We start from the raw sequence: 14,876 nt of genomic DNA on the forward strand, positions 1-14,876 counted from the left end.
TGGCGTAAGTTGGGCGGTGGTCGAACCCCCGGGGCCGTACTGGGATGGGAGGAGTCGGCCATGTTCATCCGCCGGGCGTTCGCGAGCCTGCTCGGATTCGTCACCGCCGTGCTGATGATGTCGCTCACGGTCGCACCGGCCGCCGCGGCGAACAAACAGACGAAACCGACGATCGTGCTGGTACACGGTGCGTTCGCCGACTCGTCGAGCTGGGACGGGGTCGTCCCGCTCCTGCAGGCGCAGGGCTACCAGGTGATCTCCGCGGCGAACCCGCTGCGCGGCGTGAAGAGTGACGCCGACTACATCGCCTCGCTGCTCAAGAAGATCTCGGGCCCGATCGTGCTGGTCGGCCACTCCTACGGCGGCAGCGTCATCAGCAACGCGGCCGAGGGCAACCCGAACGTCAAGGCGCTGGTGTACGTCGCCGCGTTCGCGCCGGAGGTGGGCGAGTCCGCGGCGGCGCTGTCGGCGAAGTTCCCGGGCAGCACGCTGGGCCCGACGCTGGCCCCGCCGGTGCCGCTGGCCGGTGGCGGCAACGACCTCTACATCGACCAGGCCAAGTTCCACGAGCAGTTCGCCGCCGACGTGCCCGCCGACAAGGCGAAGCTGATGGCGGTCGGCCAGCGCCCGATCACCGAGGCGGCGCTCAACGAGGCGTCACCGAACGCGGCCTGGAAGAACATTCCGGCGTGGTTCGTGTACGGCTCCGCGGACAAGAACATCCCGCCGCAGGCGCAGGCGTTCATGGCCCAGCGGGCCGGGTCGAAGGAGACGGTCGTCGTCGACGGCGCGTCGCACGTCGTGATGATCTCCCACCCGGACCAGGTGGCGAAGGTCATTCAGAACGCGGCGGCGACCGCGACCGAGTAGGCGGGGCCGCCCGGCAAGCCCGGCTCGGCAATCGGCGGGGCCGCCGTTCGGGCGCGCCGGGGCCCGGCAATGACGAGGCCGCCGCCCCGGTGCGGGACGGCGGCCTGGGTTCGGTGGTCGGTTACTCGCCGCCGAAGCCGAAGTCCATGTCCATGTCGAAGACCTCCTCGGCGACCTCGCCGGCGACCATGCCGCCGACGAAGCCCGCCGCCACGCCGCCGGCGACGCCCATGCCGTGCCCGTGGTGGTTGCTGCGGGCGCCGGGCCCGCCGTGGAAGCCGGGCGCGCCGCCGTGTCCGTAGCCGCCGCCGTGTCCGTAGCCGGAGCCGTGGCGGTCCAGCGCCCCGCGGATCCAGCCGTCGACGACGGCGGGCCAGTCGGTGCGGCCGGCGTCGGCGTGGCTGACGTGGTTGCGGCTGAACGTGTCGTGTGAGCCGAGGAAGCCGCGCTTGTCGAACTCGAGCACCACGTCCATGCCCTGCGGGCTGGTCACGAAGGTCAGCTCCAGCTGGCGCATGCGGCCCGCGTACGCCTGGGACGGGTGGAACTCGATCTCCTGGTAGAACGGGAGCGTCTGGTGCACCCCCTGGATGCGGCCGCGCTCGAGGTCGGCGCGGGTGAAGTGGAAGCCCAGCCGGGTGAACGCCTCCATCACCGCGGCCTGCAGCGGCAGCGGCTCGACGCCGACCGGGTCGATGTCGGTCTTGTCCACGGACTTGGCCACCGACAGCTCGGTGCGCACGCCCATGGTCATGCCGTGCAGCGGTGTGCCGTAGAACCGGGTGACCGGGGTCTCCCAGGGCACGTCGATCGAGAACGGCAGCGAGTGCTGCGCCCCGGCGGCCAGGCTGAACGAGCCGGTCAGGTGCACCCGGTGGAACTCCACGGTGGTGTCGTACTCACTGTCGTGGCCTTCCACCTCGACCCGGGTGACCAGGCCGATGGAGACGTATTCGATCAGGGTGTCGTGGTCACCGCCGCGGATGTGCACGGTGCCGCTGAGCGTGCCGCCTGGCTGCACGACGGGGGTCGCGAGCACGGTGTCCACCGACGGGCCGCCGACGCCGAAGGCGGCGAGCATCTTCTTGAAAACCACGGAACTGCATCTCCTCTGGGGTGCGGGTCCACTCGACCTGCGCTCATACCTTCCTAGCAGACGAGGTCCAGCGTCGCGCCGTGCCAGTGCCTGCGCAGCCAGCGGTCGTGGCTGGCGACCACGATCGCGCCGGGTGCGCGGCCGAGCGCGTCCTCGAGTTCGTCGGCCAGTGCGGGGGACAGGTGGTTGGTGGGTTCGTCGAGCAGCAGCAGGTGCGGCGGGTCGGCGATGAGCAGGGCGAGGGCGACCCGGCGGCGCTGCCCGACGCTGAGCGCGCCGACGGGCCGGTCCAGGTCGCGGGGGGCGACCAGGCCCAGGTCCACCAGGGGCACGGCGGCGTGGCAGCGTTCGTACAGGGCGCGGGGTGTGGCGGCCGGGTCGTCGAACCGGTCGTCCTGGGCGAGCAGGCCGACCCGCAGCCCGCGGCGGCGGGTGACGCTGCCCGCGGCCGGGTGCAGCTGCCCGGCCAGCACCGACAGCAGCGTGGACTTGCCCGCGCCGTTGGGTCCGGTGATCAGCAGCCGCCCGTCGGCGGGCAGGTCGAGGCGGTCGAGCCGCAGCCGTCCGGGCACGTGCACGTCGCGCAGCGCCAGCGCGGTGTCCTCGCCCGGGGCGGAGGTCAGCGCGGGCGCCTGGAAGTGCAGCAGCGCGGGCGGTTTGCGGATCGGGTCGCGTTCGAGCACGGCCAGGCGCTGCTCGGCGTTGCGTACCCGCCGTGACACCTGGGACTGCACGCGTTCGCCGTGCCGGTCGTAGCTCATCTTGTTGTTGTCCCGCGGGGCGCGCCCGTAGGCGACCTGCCGGGCCGTGGTCGCCGCGGACGCGCGCAGCGCCTCCAGCTCGGCCTGCCGGTCGGCGTAGGCGCGTTCCCAGCGGGCCCGTTGCGCCCGTTTGGCCTGCACGTACTGCGTGTATGCGCCGCCGTAGCGGACCAGGCCGCCGGGGGCGTCGTCGGCGGGGTCGAGGTCGACGATGTCGGTGCAGACCTCGTCGAGGAACACCCGGTCGTGGCTGGCGACCACGACCGCGCCGGGCAGTTGCCGCAGCTGCTGCTCCACGAAGGCCACGGCCTCGTCGTCGAGGTGGTTGGTGGGCTCGTCGAGCAGCAGCGCGGCGGGTCGGCGTACCAGCAGGGCGGCCAGGGCGACGCGGGAGCGCTGACCGCCGGACAGGGTGGCGAGGAAACGCCCGCGGGCCACCTCGGCCAGGCCGAGGCCGTGCATGACCAGTTCGGCGCGGCGCTCGGCGTCCCAGGCGTCGAGCTGCTCGGCCCTGGCCAGGGCTTCGCCGTACGCGGCGAGCCGGTCCTCGCCGGTGAGGTCGTCGGCCAGCTCGTCGAGCAGGGCGAGCAGCTCGCGGCTCTCGGCCAGCGCTTCGGCGAGTACGTCGCCGACGGTGTCGTCGGGGGAGTACGGGAGCTCCTGGTGCAGCAGCCCGGTGTCGTCGGGTCGGGTCACCGTGCCCGTGTCGGGGGTGTCGACGCCGGCGAGCAGGCGCAGCAGCGTGGACTTGCCGGCGCCGTTCTCGCCGACCAGGCCGACGCGGCGGCCGGGGGAGACGGTCAGGTTGACGCCGTCGAGCACGCGGCGGTCACCGAAGAACTTGACAAGATCAACAGCAATGAGGGTCTGCGCAGACATGAGCACCACCGAGAGGATCTCGAGAAGAAGCCTGCCGGGCGTGTGAGACGTCGCCATCGCACGGGCGAACAGGTCTCAGCCTCAGGTCACAGGCCGGTCGGTGATGTCACAGCTTCATAGTGGGGCCAGCCTAACGGCCGGCCCCACCGAACTGCCAGTGATTTACGCCCGCTCGATCAGCGGCAGGTACTCCGGGTGGTCCTCGACCCAGCGGCGCACGAACGAGCACGACGGCACCACGTGCACGTCGTCCTCGGCGGCCCCGGCCAGCGCCGCCGCGCACAGCAGCGCGCCGATGCCGCGCCCGCGCGCCTCCGGCTCGACACCGGTGTGGTCGAACACGATCGACCCCGGCTTGCGGTGGTACGTCAGCACGCCCAGCAGGCGGCCGCCCTCGCGCGCCTCGTACCGGCTGCTCCCGGGCACCTCGACGACCTCGACCTCGGCCACGGACCGTCTCCTCTCGGCATCTGTCATCGTGCGGGCGGCGTCAGCGCGTGGGTAGCGGCGCGAGCTTGTCCAGCTCGGCCAGCTCCGCGGCGCTCGGCTCCCAGTCCGCCGCGGCCGCGTTCGCGGCCACCTGCGCCGGGCTGGTCGCCCCGGCGATCACCGACCCGCAGCCCGGCTGCGCCGCCAGCCAGCCGATCGCGACCTTGCCCAGCTCGTGGCCGTTGCCCTCGGCCCAGCCCGCGAGGGCCTCGACGGTGTCCAGCCGCTCGTCGGTGATGAACCCGGCCTGGTCCTTGGCCAGCCGGCTGTCCGACGGCGCGTCCTGACCCCGCCGCACCTTGCCCGTCAGCAGGCCGTTCGCGAGTGGGAAGAACGGCAGCACACCCAGCCCGAAGTGCCGCGCCGCGGGCACGACCTCGAGCTCGCTGCCGCGCTCCAGCATCGACCAGTGGTTCTGCGCGCTGACGAACGGCGTCACGCCCATCGACTCGGCCAGCCGCGCCGCGTCGGCGATCTGCCAGCCCGCGAACTGCGAGCTGCCGAGGTATCGCACCTTGCCCTCGACGACCAGCTCGTGCAGCGCGGCCAGGGTCTCCGCCAGCGGCGTCTCCGGGTCCGGCGTGTGCAGCTGGTAGAGGTCGATGTGGTCGGTGTTCAGCCGCCGCAGCGACTCCTCGACCGCCCGGCGGATGTACGCCCGCCCGCCCTTGGCGCCCGCGGCCGGCCCGTAGCCCATGTCCGCGCCCTGGTGGCCGAACTTGGTGGCCAGCACCACCTGGTCACGGCGTCCCTTGAGGACCTCGCCCAGCATCGACTCCGACGCCCCGATCGCGGTCGCCCGGCCGTAGATGTCCGCGGTGTCGAAGAACGTGATCCCCGCGTCGATCGCGGCGTCGACCACGGCACGTGTGCCGTCCAGATCGAGCCGCCACCCGAAGTTGTTGCACCCCAGCCCGACCGCCGAAACGACCAGCCCCGACTTTCCCAGTGCCCGATAACGCATGATCGCCACACTATCTCGCGCCACCTCCGCCCCGCCCCGCCCCGCAACCCCCACGGACCCCCGCCCCCGCCCCGTGGCGCAACTCTTACGGAGTCGCGGCCTCAGGACGTGTTCGAGGCCGCGACTCCGTAAGAGTTGCGAAGCCATGACGGCGCGCGGCGCGCGGCTGGGCGGGCGTGGATCAGGAGGTGAAGCGGGACAGCAGATCCTGGGCGGCGCGGTCGACGGCGTCGCCGTTGCCGGGGTCGGGGACCTTGATCTGCGCGCCGGTGACGGTGTACCACTCCTCGGCGCCCTTGTACTGCGCCCGCAGCCGTACCGTGCCATCGGAGCCGATCTTCGGCTCCAGGGTCAGCTCACCGGTGATCGTCCCGACCTCGTCGGTCATCACCCCGCCCGGCGGCGCCATCACATCCTTGGTCATGACGCTCCCCATACCCCGCCACCCGGCACCGAACCCGCCCGGTGCGAACCTCCGGATGGGGCGGCAGCCGCTCGTCTGGTGGCGCAGTGCGCGTCTGGCGTCGCCCCGTGCCTGCCGCGCGGGGCGGTGGCCGACGCCGAACGGGAGCGCATCGCCCGTGGTTATGCTCCCGCGGTGCCGCTGACGTTCCCCTCGCACCTGGCGCCGGTGCTGCCGCTGAAGCTGTGGCGGCCGCGCTGGTTCGACGGCGTGGCGCTGTCCGCCGGCGCGGTCGCGCCCGACGTCGCCTACCTGGCCTTGGACGCGGACGGGCGGCTGTTCGCCGACACGCACACGTGGCAGGCGCTGGTGTGGTGGTGCCTGCCGGTGGCACTGGCGTACACGTGGGTGGTCCGGCGCTCGGTCGGCACGGTCGCCGTGCACCTGCCCGACAGCCGGCGTTTCGCCTGGCGGGCGTACGCCGCGCTCGGCCACCACCGCCACCGCTGGTGGATCACGGTCGGCTCGTGCCTGCTGGGGGCGATGAGTCACATCGGGTGGGACCGGTTCACGCACACCGACGGCTGGATCCACGCCGTGTTCGGTGTGCGATGGTCGGACATCTCTCCGCTCGCCTGGTGGACGGTATCGGACCTGGCGAGCACCGTCGTCGGCGCGGCCGTGGTGCTCGCCGTGGCCTCCCGCGCCGGACGGCGATCCGGGTGCGACCAGGTCATGGTCACTGCCATGGGCGCTGCCAGTGCCACTGGAAATGCTGACGCAACAGACACCGGCACCGGCACCGGCACCGGCGTCAGCGGCCGGTCGGGGCTGATCGAGGCCCAGCCCCGGGTCTTCTGGGCGGCAGTGGCCGCCTCGGCGCTGGCGGGCCTGGCGGTGGTGCCGTCGCTACCCGGTGCCGGGCTCCCGGCGGCCACCGGTGTACGGCTGCTGCACGTCGGCGCCGCGGCACTCCTGATCGGGGCCCTCGCCGTGCGGATCAGACGACCTTGCAGACGCCGGTGGCGGTCGCGATAACGATCTCGACGGTGGACCCCGCCGCGAGGACGGTGCCGCCTACCGGCGTCTGCTCGAGGACGTGGCATTTGTCGGGCGTCGCCCGGTAGCTGATGTCCGCCACCAGGCCGAGGCGCTTCAATTCCGCAGTCACCTCGACCTCCCGCCAGCCGTACATGGCCGGCACGGTCCGGGCCGTGGACTGCGGGCTCGGCGAGGCGGCCGGGCTCGCGGGCGCGGCCGGGTCGGGCGCGGGCGGGTTCGAGGGGGCGTCCGACGGCTCGGCCCCGCCGGGGGTGGCCGGGGACGCCCGGTGCGTCGGCGTCGTACCCACGACGGGGGCCGCCGCTTGGGTCGTGCCCGCGGGGCCGGAGCCGGACGCGGCCACCGGCGGGGAATGTTCGGGGCCCTGTGACAGCGGGTCCCCGGCCCCGCCCCGGGACAGCGCGATGGCGGCGAGCGCCACCAGCGACAGCGCGGCCGCCACACCGGCCGGCACCGGCCTCCGTCGGCGGGCGAAGGGTGCGACAACCGATCCGCCCTCGGCCGCGGCTCGTGGCAGCGCCGGGTGCGCCGTCGCCTGTGCCTCGGCACCAGGGTTCGCCGGGGCCGGAGCACCGGCTGCGGCCTGGCCGTCCATGTCCTTGATCGCCGCCGAGGCGGCCTTGGCCAGCGCGGCCGCGCTGGGCCACCGCTGTGCCGGGTCCTTGGCCAGCGCCCGCATGACCAGCGCCCGGACCGGCTCGGGAACACTCGGCGGCAGCTCCGGCGGCTGCTCGTGCACGTGCTTGAGCGCCACCGAGAACGGGGTGTCCCCGGCGAACGGCCGGTGCTGGGTCAGCATCTCGTAGGCGACCACGCCGAGGGCGTACACGTCGGTCGCGGGACCGATGTCGGAGCCGGTCACCTGCTCCGGGGCCAGATAGGACGCGGTGCCGAAGATCTCGCCCGCGGCGGTGAGCCGGTCGGCGGCGACGATCCGGGCGATGCCGAAGTCGGTCAGCGCCAGCCGCCCGTCCGGGCGCAGCAGCAGGTTCGCCGGTTTCACGTCGCGGTGCACGATCCCCTGCAGGTGCGCGGCGTGAATGGCGTCGGCGGCCTGGGCCAGCAGCCGCATCGCACGGGCCGGTGCGAGCGGGCCGACCCGGCGCACCAGCGACAGCAGCGACTCGCCCTCGACGAACTGCATCACCAGGTATGCGATGCCGTCGGCCTGGCCGTAGTCGTAGATCTCGACGATGCCCGGATCGCTGAGGGCCGCCATCGCCTGCGCTTCGGCCCGGAACCGGGCCGCGAACCCGGGGTCGGCGGCCAGGTTCGGCAGCAGCACCTTCACCGCGACCCGGCGGGCCAGCACCGTGTCCTCGGCGCTCCACACCTCGCCCATGCCGCCGCGGGCGATCAGAGTCCGCAGCGTGTATCGGCCGCCGAGCGTCAGCCCCGGATCAAGCATGCGCAGAAGCCTTGAGTATCGGCCGCCGCCAGTCAAACGCCGTGGTCACCGCACGTCGCAGCGCCGCGCTCGTGCGGGCCGGGTCAGCTGTCCGATCCGATCCGGACACCGGCGAGCTCTGCCAGCGCCTGGCCTTCCATCCGGTAGACGGTCCAGTCGTCCATCGGCCGGGCGCCCAGCGAGCGGTAGAAGTCGATCGCGGGCGCGTTCCAGTTCAAAACCCACCATTGCAGACGGGTGTAGCCGCGCTCGCGGCAGATGCGGGCCAGCTCGCGCAGCAGGGCCTTGCCGTGGCCCCGGCCGCGGGCGGTCGGACGCACGTACAGGTCTTCGAGGTAGACGCCGTGCACGCCGTGCCAGGTGGAGAAGTTCAGGAACCACATCGCCATGCCGACCGGCTCACCGGTCTCGTCGTCGACAGCCAGGTGCGCGAACGCCGCGGGGTGCGGGCCGAACAGCGCCTCGTGCAGCTGCTCAGGCGTTGCCTTGGCCTCCTGCGGGGCCTTCTCGTACTCGGCCAGCTCGCGGATCAGGTCGATGAGCACCGGGACGTCGGCCGGCACAGCGGGGCGGATCATGGCGTGACGATACCTGGATGACCGTCCGGACGAGGCCCACTAGGCTGGCCGGATGGGCACCGTACTCTCCGTCAACCTGGGCAAGGCCCGGCACTGCGACGCCGCCGACGTCGGCGTCACCGCGATCGACAAGCACCCGGTCGACGGGGCGGTCGAGCTGCGCGCGCCGGGGCCGCAAGAGGGCGGGCTGGGCAGCGGCGTGGTCGGTGACGAGATCTGCGACCGGCGGCATCACGGCGGCGACGACCAGGCCGTGTACGCGTACGCCCGGGAGGATCTCGACGGCTGGGCGGCGGAGCTGGGGCGGGAGATCGCCGGTGGCATGTTCGGGGAGAACCTGACCACGTCCGGCATCGACGTCAACGGGGCGCGCATCGGCGAGCGGTGGCAGGTCGGTGACGAGGCGGTGCTGGAGGTGGCGCTGCCGCGCATCCCGTGCCGGACGTTCGCCGACCAGATGCGCGAACAGGGCTGGATCAAGACGTTCACGCAGCGCGCGCTGCCGGGGGCGTACCTGCGCGTGGTCGTGCCCGGCCGGGTCAAGGAAGGCGACCCGGTCACCGTGCTGCACCGCCCCGACCACGACGTGACGGTGGCGTTGACCTTTCGCGCCCTGACCCTGGAGCCGGAGCTGCTGCCTGAACTGCTGGTGGCCGAGGCCCTTCCCGAGAAGGTCCGGGAGAAGGCGCGCGTGCGCGCGGCGAAGCAGGAAGGCTGAGTCGTGGTCCCGCTGGCCTGATTCAGGCTTGCAGGGTGCCGTCGAGGACGGTGACGGCGCGGCCGGTCAGCTCGACGCGGTCGCCGCGCAGCGTCGTGCGGACCAGCCCGGACCGGGCCGAGGCCTGCAGCCCGACCAGTTCGTCGCGGCCCAGCCGCGGCACCCACAGCGGCGCGAGCGCGGTGTGGGCGCTGCCGGTCACCGGGTCCTCCGGCACGCCGACGGCCGGGCCGAAGAACCGCGACACGAAGTCGTATCCCGACGCCGGGTCGGCGGCGGCCGCCGTCACGATCACCCCGCGGGTGGCCAGCGCCGCGACCAGGCCCATGTCCGGCCGCAGGCCGCGGACCGTCTGCTCGTCGGCGACCTCGACGAGCAGGTCGCCCAGCGCCGGTCCGGTCTCGTACCCGGCGAGCACCGGCGCGCCCAGTGCCTCGGCGACACCGTCGGTCCCGACGGGGGTCAGCGGAGACACCGGGAAGTCCAGGGTGATGGCCCCGTCCTCGGCGACGGCGGCGGTCAGGATGCCGCTGCGGCTGTCGAACGCGACCAGGTCGCCGATCAGCTTGTCCTCGACCAGGGCGTGGGCCATGGCGAGGGTGGCGTGGCCGCACAGGTTCACCTCGCACAGCGGCGTGAACCAGCGCAGTGCCCAGTCCCGCCCGCCGCGCGGGTGCGCGAACGCGGTCTCGGCGAGGTTCATCTCGGCCGCGACGTGCTGCATCCACGACTCGTCCGGGAACGTGTCGGCGTCGAGCACGACCACCCCGGCCGGGTTGCCGCCGAACGGCCGGTCGGTGAACGCGTCGATGATCCTGATCCGCATATCGGCACCTTAACCCGGCAGGCGCCGGCGGAGGTACGGCCAATCGCGGGCCGGTGGACCGGGCGGTGTCGCCGCGCGGGGCCTGGTCAGCGGTCCTGCTGCCACAGCTCGATGTCGTCGTGGCCGGACCGCAGTTGCGACAGGTCGGGCGCGGGGCGGCCGGACCGGCGGGCGAACTCGGCCACGGCCGCGGCGAACCCGCCGTCGCTGTCGAGGACGGTCAGGTGGTGGCCGTACACGAGGTCGACGGTCAGTTCGAGGTGGTCGATGTCGGCGATCTCGACCACGAACCGGGAGACCGAGGCGCGGTACACGTCGCGCCACTCGACCTCGAAGACCGAGTCGTCGTACGCGACGCGCACGCCCCTGTCGTCGACGGCCACCGCGCGGCGCGGCGGTGGCACCGGGTCGGGGCGGGTGCCGGTGCGCAGCGGGCGGTAGTAGGAGTCGACGGCGGGCTGGCCGGTGTAGTTCGGGCCGGCCTGGTCGTCGGCCCCGGCGTACTCGAGCGGCAGGTCCAGCACGGCCGGGCCGGTGCGGGTGACGATGCGGCGGCGGGCGTCGTAGGCGACCCCGGCCTCGCGCAGCAGCCGGCGGACCAGCCGTGTCGCGGGTGTCCCGTCGGCCAGCCGGATGCTGGCCAGGTCCAGGTGCGCGGCGAACGTGCCGCCCGGCGACAGCCAGGTCAGCGCGCGGGCCAGCATGCCGAGCTTGTCGCCGACGTAGTGCAGCCCGTGCACGCAGGTGATCAGGTCGAACGTCCGGTCCGGCTGCCACTGCGAGATCGACGCGGTGACCAGCGTCAGCCCGTGCACCCCGGCCGCCTGCGGATCGAAATGGTCGACCAGGTCCACGCCGACCATTTCCAGGCCGTCCGGCGCCTGGCGGGCGGCCTGGGCCAGCGCCCGGCCCTGGCCGCAGCACAGGTCGAGCCACGCCGCCGCGCCGTGCTCCGCGAGGCGCGGCCGGAGTTGTTCCAGCGGATGGAAGCCCAGGTCGCGGGCGTAGCTGTTGACGCCGTCGAGCCCGCGCTCGCGGTTCATCGAGTTGTTCGCCACCACCGAGGACCGTTGCAGGGCCTCGTCGTCGAGAAGACGCATGGCCGCAGATCATGCCACGGCCGTGCGCCGCACGGGTGCCCCGCCGGGCGTCAGCGCCAGCGGCGCATCAGCCAACGGCGCAGCAGCGGCGGAACAACCCACGAGTAGACGCACAGCGCGAACCACGCCAGGCCGGCGACCGTCGCCAGCGGGTACAGCCCGAGGGCGCGCAGGCCGTAGATGACGACGATGGCGGCGATCCACGTCTTGACCGACCCGAACCGGGCGAACGGGCGCACCGGCAGCATCAGCGGATGCAGCGCGATCCGCGCCTCGTACGCGGCCTTGGCGTAGTCGCGGTCGGCCGGGTCGTTCGCGACCGCCTGGCGCAGTCCCGAGTAGGCCGAGCGCACCTGCCCGCGGGCCGCGCTGGTGCCGCCGAGCAGGGCGTGCGCCTGCGCGTTCTCCGGGTGCGCGGCGACGAACTCGCGGCTGATCCGCTGGGCGAGCGCGTCGTCGCCGCTCGCGTGGGCGAGCTGCACCCGGGTCGAGTACACCGTCGGGGAGTCCGGGTCCTGCGCCGCGGCCAGTTCGACGAGGCGGCGGGCCTTGTCGCGCTGGCCGTGCTCCAGGCACAGCCGGGCGTACACGCACAGCAGGCTGACGTCCTCCGGCGCGATGGCGAGCCCGTCGAGCAGCGCCCGCTCGGCGGTCTCGTGCCGCCCCAGCCGGTATTCGGCCAGGCCGAGCTGGCAGAGCAGGTCCGGGTCGGGGCCGCCCGCGGCGAGCCCGGCGCGGGCCGCGTCGCCCGCCTCGGCCCAGCGTTCGAGTTGCAGCAGCGCGGCCGCGCGCAGCTCGAACACCAGGGCCGACACGGCGTCGGACTCGGTCAGCACCGCGAGTTCGCGCAGCGCCTCCTCGGGCCGGTCGGCCGCCAGGAGCGCGTGCGCGCGCATCAGCGTCGGGGCGTAGGCGTGCTCGGTCATCAGTCCACCACCACTGCGATCAGAACGTTCTCGAGGATGCCGCAGCCGATGACGGCGGCCAGGCCGGGGCCGATCAGGCTCGCCGGTTCGCCGTCGCCGTACTCGTACGCCCGGAACGCCTTCTTCTGGGTCGCGGCGACGACGCCCCAGACGGCGAGCCCGAAGACGGTGCCCAGGGTCCGCGCCCCCACCTGCCCGCCGAGCAGGCCGGTCGCGGCCAGCCGGGCGACGATGGCGGCCAGCCCTGCCGCGGCCACGGCCAGTTGCTGGTTGCGGCCCAGCGACAGCCGGCGCGCGTTGAGCACCCCGAGCACCGTCGCGGCCAGCGGACCGCCGAAGAACGCCGGGTAGACGATCGAGGAGGGCCGCCACGGCGGCACGGCGAGCACCGGGCGGGAGCCGATGGTCGGCCGGAACAGGTCGTCGTTCATGAGGGGTCCTAGGGCAGGGGCGTTGCCGGTTCGAACCGGCACAGCATAATGGCACGCCATGAGCTCCTCGCTGATCGAAAGTCTGCTCGCGGCCGTCGCCGCCCGCCCCGACGACGTGCCGCTGCGGCTGCACGTCGCCGAGCTGCTGGTCGCCGCGGACCGGCCGGGGGAGGCGATCGCGCAGCTCGCGGCGGTGCTGGCGCAGCAGCCGCAGCACGAGCAGGCGCAGGCGCTGATGGCCCGCGCCCTCGGCGGCCCCCGACCCGCCGCCGCGCAGCCCGAGGGTTCGCCGGAGCCGGACACCGAGCGGTCCGAGGGCGCGGCACCGACCGCCGACACCGGGCAGCCGGTCGCTTCGCGCAGCGAGCTGGACTGGAAGGCGTACGAGGCGCAGTTCGCCGACTCGGTGCCGCCGCGTTTCGCGTCCGCCGACGACGAGCCCGAAGCCGTGCAGGGCGACGGCGACCGGGTCTTCGACGTCGAGACCAGTGACGTGCGGCTGGCCGACGTCGGCGGCATGGTCGACGTGAAGAAGCGCCTGGAGCTGGCGTTCCTCGCGCCGATGAAGAACCCGAAGCTGCGCGAGCTGTACGGCAAGAGCCTGCGCGGCGGCCTGCTGCTCTACGGCCCGCCCGGCTGCGGCAAGACGTTCCTGGCCCGCGCGGTCGCCGGGGAGATGGGTGCGAAGTTCACCACGATCTCGCTGGTCGACGTGCTGAACATGTGGATCGGCGAGTCCGAGCGCAACCTGCACGAGATCTTCGAGACGGCCCGGCGCAACGCCCCGTGCGTGATCTTCCTCGACGAGGTCGACGCGCTCGGGCACAAGCGCAGCCAGATGAAGTCCTCGGCGATGCGTACCCTCGGCAACCAGCTGCTGGCCGAGCTGGACGGCATGGAGGGCGCCAACGAAGGCGTGTTCGTGCTCGCCGCGACCAACGCCCCCTGGGACGTCGATCCGGCACTGCGCCGCCCCGGCCGGCTGGACCGCACCGTGCTGGTCGCCCCGCCGGACGCCGCCGCCCGCCGGTCGATCATCGAGTACCACCTGCGGCAGCGGCCGATCGCGGGCATCGACCTGAAGAAGCTGGCCGCGTCGACGGAGCAGTTCTCCGGCGCGGACCTGGCGCACCTGTGCGAGACCGCCACCGAGTACGCCATGCACGCCTCCATCACCAGCGGCGACCTGCGGATGATCGAGCAGCGCGACTTCGAGGCGGCGATGCGCGAAGTGCGCCCGTCGACCGGTCCGTGGTTCACGACCGCCCGCAACGTGGCGATGTTCGCCAACGAGGGCGGCGCGTACGACGAGCTGGTCAGCTACCTGAAGAAGCAGAAACTGCTCTGACCCCACAGCCTGGCGTGCCACCGCTACTGTCTGCGTGATCATCGTCAGGACGGGGGGCGCTGCATGGTTCGGTTGTGGTGGACCGTCGGCTTTGTGGCGGTCGTCGGGATCTTCGCCCTCGGATACCGCGGCATCGAGCTGTACGTGCCAGAAGACTGGATCGTGGCGAGGGGGGCCTTCAAGGCGGCGTGCTTTGCGGCTTTCGCCAGCACGGGGGTTTACCTGCGGCTTTGGTCGGAGTGGGCGGCAGCTCAGCGGTCCGACGATCCGCAGCGGCGGGCAGGTGCGGTACGGCCGGAACTTCACCTGCGGCGGCAGTACTGGCGATACGCCTTGCTCGCGTCGGTGCTCCCGATGTTCGCGGTGAGCGTCGTCGTCGTGCACCGGCTTGTCCCAGCTGACTGGGGTTGGTTTTGGCCACAGGTGATGGATCTGGCGCTGTGCGTGCTCGCCCTGGGCGCGGCTGTGCTGGCCCTGAAACGGATCGGGCCGCTGCCTCGTCCGGCGGCACCTGCCGCGCAGACCGCACCCGCGATGCCCACGCGCAGTTCGGGCGGACCGCATCCCGTTCCGTCGCCCCGGTTCGGCGCGACGTTGGTGTGGCACGGGGGCAGTAGGCAGTGTGCGGTGTACACCTCGGCACGGCTGCGCGACCAGTTGCTGCACCTGCACCTCAGTTCGGCGGAGATCCCGCGGATCGTCGACTTCGTGCCGGCGGTGGGAGCGCAGGTCAGCGTCGCCCTGGGCGGCGAGGACAGCCTTGTGACGATCATGCCGGTCGGCGGCGACCCGCTCGTCGTGACGAAGGAACCGGACGGCCTGGCCGTCACACCCGTCAGGCGCGCCGAGGACGGCACGGTGGTGTTCCCGCCCGAATCGGCCATCGCTGTGGAGGTCGCGATCGACGTGCTCGACCGATACTTCACCACTGGCGAACTTCCCGGCCGTAGTGCCACCCGGCCGTCCGGTGAGCCGCTCGGGCCGACGACGACCGGGTCGCTTTCCTGAAGCAGCAGG

16 protein-coding genes are annotated in these 14,876 nt (G+C 73.0%); 5 read left to right on the forward strand and 11 right to left on the reverse strand.

Annotation, left to right across the window (positions count from 1 at the left end):
• Positions 1–60: 60 nt before the first annotated feature.
• Positions 61–870, forward strand: coding sequence for an alpha/beta fold hydrolase (locus FLL47_RS04220; RefSeq protein ID WP_186315552.1), 810 nt, complete (start codon positions 61–63; stop codon positions 868–870).
• A 121-nt stretch (positions 871–991) separates the two neighbouring features.
• Here the strand turns inward: FLL47_RS04220 and FLL47_RS04225 are convergent, their stop codons facing one another.
• The 5 genes from FLL47_RS04225 to FLL47_RS42685 form a co-directional block, all read right to left on the reverse strand.
• Positions 992–1,966: a sporulation protein gene (locus FLL47_RS04225; RefSeq protein WP_144119089.1), complete on the reverse strand. Its 975-nt coding sequence runs from the start codon at positions 1,964–1,966 to the stop codon at positions 992–994.
• 53 nt (positions 1,967–2,019) lie between these two features.
• The gene (locus FLL47_RS04230; RefSeq protein WP_144119090.1) at positions 2,020–3,606 is read right to left on the reverse strand and encodes an ABC-F family ATP-binding cassette domain-containing protein; all 1,587 of its coding nucleotides are present in this window, start codon (positions 3,604–3,606) and stop codon (positions 2,020–2,022) included.
• Between the two features lie 162 nt (positions 3,607–3,768).
• Positions 3,769–4,056 (reverse strand): GNAT family N-acetyltransferase, encoded by a 288-nt coding sequence (locus FLL47_RS04235; RefSeq protein WP_186315553.1) that lies wholly within the window; start codon positions 4,054–4,056, stop codon positions 3,769–3,771.
• A gap of 40 nt (positions 4,057–4,096) precedes the next feature.
• Complete coding sequence (locus FLL47_RS04240; RefSeq protein WP_144119092.1) at positions 4,097–5,059, reverse strand: aldo/keto reductase; 963 nt, start codon at positions 5,057–5,059, stop codon at positions 4,097–4,099.
• A gap of 181 nt (positions 5,060–5,240) precedes the next feature.
• The gene (locus tag FLL47_RS42685; protein WP_246157526.1) at positions 5,241–5,483 is read right to left on the reverse strand and encodes a hypothetical protein; all 243 of its coding nucleotides are present in this window, start codon (positions 5,481–5,483) and stop codon (positions 5,241–5,243) included.
• A gap of 174 nt (positions 5,484–5,657) precedes the next feature.
• Between FLL47_RS42685 and FLL47_RS04245 the strand changes: the two genes are divergently transcribed.
• A complete protein-coding gene (locus tag FLL47_RS04245; RefSeq protein ID WP_186315555.1) occupies positions 5,658–6,500 on the forward strand; it encodes a DUF4184 family protein in 843 nt (280 codons plus the stop codon).
• Here the strand turns inward: FLL47_RS04245 and FLL47_RS04250 are convergent.
• Together FLL47_RS04250 and FLL47_RS04255 are read right to left on the reverse strand one after the other, a co-directional pair.
• Entirely contained in the window at positions 6,463–7,932 is a 1,470-nt protein-coding gene (locus FLL47_RS04250) for a serine/threonine-protein kinase (protein ID WP_144119094.1), read from the reverse strand. The two genes, FLL47_RS04245 and FLL47_RS04250, sit on opposite strands and share 38 nt — an antisense overlap.
• A gap of 83 nt (positions 7,933–8,015) precedes the next feature.
• Entirely contained in the window at positions 8,016–8,510 is a 495-nt protein-coding gene (locus FLL47_RS04255) for a GNAT family N-acetyltransferase (protein WP_144119095.1), read from the reverse strand.
• Between the two features lie 52 nt (positions 8,511–8,562).
• On the opposite strand from FLL47_RS04255, the gene FLL47_RS04260 reads away from it, so the two are divergent.
• Positions 8,563–9,228, forward strand: coding sequence for an MOSC domain-containing protein (locus FLL47_RS04260; RefSeq protein ID WP_144119096.1), 666 nt, complete (start codon positions 8,563–8,565; stop codon positions 9,226–9,228).
• 22 nt (positions 9,229–9,250) lie between these two features.
• Here the strand turns inward: FLL47_RS04260 and FLL47_RS04265 are convergent, their stop codons facing one another.
• The 4 genes from FLL47_RS04265 to FLL47_RS04280 all read right to left on the reverse strand — a co-directional run bounded on the left by FLL47_RS04265 (position 9,251) and on the right by FLL47_RS04280 (position 12,511).
• Entirely contained in the window at positions 9,251–10,054 is an 804-nt protein-coding gene (locus FLL47_RS04265; protein WP_144119097.1) for a PhzF family phenazine biosynthesis protein, read from the reverse strand.
• 86 nt (positions 10,055–10,140) lie between these two features.
• Positions 10,141–11,154 (reverse strand): class I SAM-dependent methyltransferase, encoded by a 1,014-nt coding sequence (locus FLL47_RS04270; RefSeq protein ID WP_144119098.1) that lies wholly within the window; start codon positions 11,152–11,154, stop codon positions 10,141–10,143.
• Between the two features lie 50 nt (positions 11,155–11,204).
• A complete protein-coding gene (locus FLL47_RS04275; RefSeq protein WP_144119099.1) occupies positions 11,205–12,080 on the reverse strand; it encodes a tetratricopeptide repeat protein in 876 nt (291 codons plus the stop codon).
• Entirely contained in the window at positions 12,080–12,511 is a 432-nt protein-coding gene (locus FLL47_RS04280; RefSeq protein WP_144119100.1) for a hypothetical protein, read from the reverse strand. The genes FLL47_RS04275 and FLL47_RS04280 overlap by 1 nt, the downstream gene beginning before the upstream one ends.
• 58 nt (positions 12,512–12,569) lie before the next feature.
• On the opposite strand from FLL47_RS04280, the gene FLL47_RS04285 reads away from it, so the two are divergent.
• Together FLL47_RS04285 and FLL47_RS04290 are read left to right on the forward strand one after the other, a co-directional pair.
• Entirely contained in the window at positions 12,570–13,859 is a 1,290-nt protein-coding gene (locus FLL47_RS04285) for an ATP-binding protein (protein WP_144119101.1), read from the forward strand.
• Between the two features lie 63 nt (positions 13,860–13,922).
• A complete protein-coding gene (locus FLL47_RS04290) occupies positions 13,923–14,867 on the forward strand; it encodes a hypothetical protein (RefSeq protein ID WP_144119102.1) in 945 nt (314 codons plus the stop codon).
• Positions 14,868–14,876: the final 9 nt, after the last annotated feature.

Source organism: Catellatospora sichuanensis (genome assembly GCF_007483665.1).
Lineage (GTDB): Bacteria > Actinomycetota > Actinomycetes > Mycobacteriales > Micromonosporaceae > Catellatospora > Catellatospora sichuanensis.

Bases quoted from the DNA above. Each gene is read 5' to 3' on its own strand.
- FLL47_RS04285 (WP_144119101.1), top strand. From the start codon at position 12,570: ATGAGCTCCTCGCTGATCGAAAGTCTGCTCGCGGCCGTCGCCGCCCGC.
- FLL47_RS04270 (WP_144119098.1), bottom strand. From the start codon at position 11,154: ATGCGTCTTCTCGACGACGAGGCCCTGCAACGGTCCTCGGTGGTGGCG.
- FLL47_RS04260 (WP_144119096.1), top strand. From the start codon at position 8,563: ATGGGCACCGTACTCTCCGTCAACCTGGGCAAGGCCCGGCACTGCGAC.
- FLL47_RS04230 (WP_144119090.1), bottom strand. From the start codon at position 3,606: ATGTCTGCGCAGACCCTCATTGCTGTTGATCTTGTCAAGTTCTTCGGT.
- FLL47_RS04280 (WP_144119100.1), bottom strand. From the start codon at position 12,511: ATGAACGACGACCTGTTCCGGCCGACCATCGGCTCCCGCCCGGTGCTC.
- FLL47_RS04220 (WP_186315552.1), top strand. From the start codon at position 61: ATGTTCATCCGCCGGGCGTTCGCGAGCCTGCTCGGATTCGTCACCGCC.
- FLL47_RS04265 (WP_144119097.1), bottom strand. From the start codon at position 10,054: ATGCGGATCAGGATCATCGACGCGTTCACCGACCGGCCGTTCGGCGGC.
- FLL47_RS04255 (WP_144119095.1), bottom strand. From the start codon at position 8,510: ATGATCCGCCCCGCTGTGCCGGCCGACGTCCCGGTGCTCATCGACCTG.
- FLL47_RS04250 (WP_144119094.1), bottom strand. From the start codon at position 7,932: ATGCTTGATCCGGGGCTGACGCTCGGCGGCCGATACACGCTGCGGACT.
- FLL47_RS04240 (WP_144119092.1), bottom strand. From the start codon at position 5,059: ATGCGTTATCGGGCACTGGGAAAGTCGGGGCTGGTCGTTTCGGCGGTC.
- FLL47_RS04275 (WP_144119099.1), bottom strand. From the start codon at position 12,080: ATGACCGAGCACGCCTACGCCCCGACGCTGATGCGCGCGCACGCGCTC.
- FLL47_RS04290 (WP_144119102.1), top strand. From the start codon at position 13,923: ATGGTTCGGTTGTGGTGGACCGTCGGCTTTGTGGCGGTCGTCGGGATC.
- FLL47_RS42685 (WP_246157526.1), bottom strand. From the start codon at position 5,483: ATGACCAAGGATGTGATGGCGCCGCCGGGCGGGGTGATGACCGACGAG.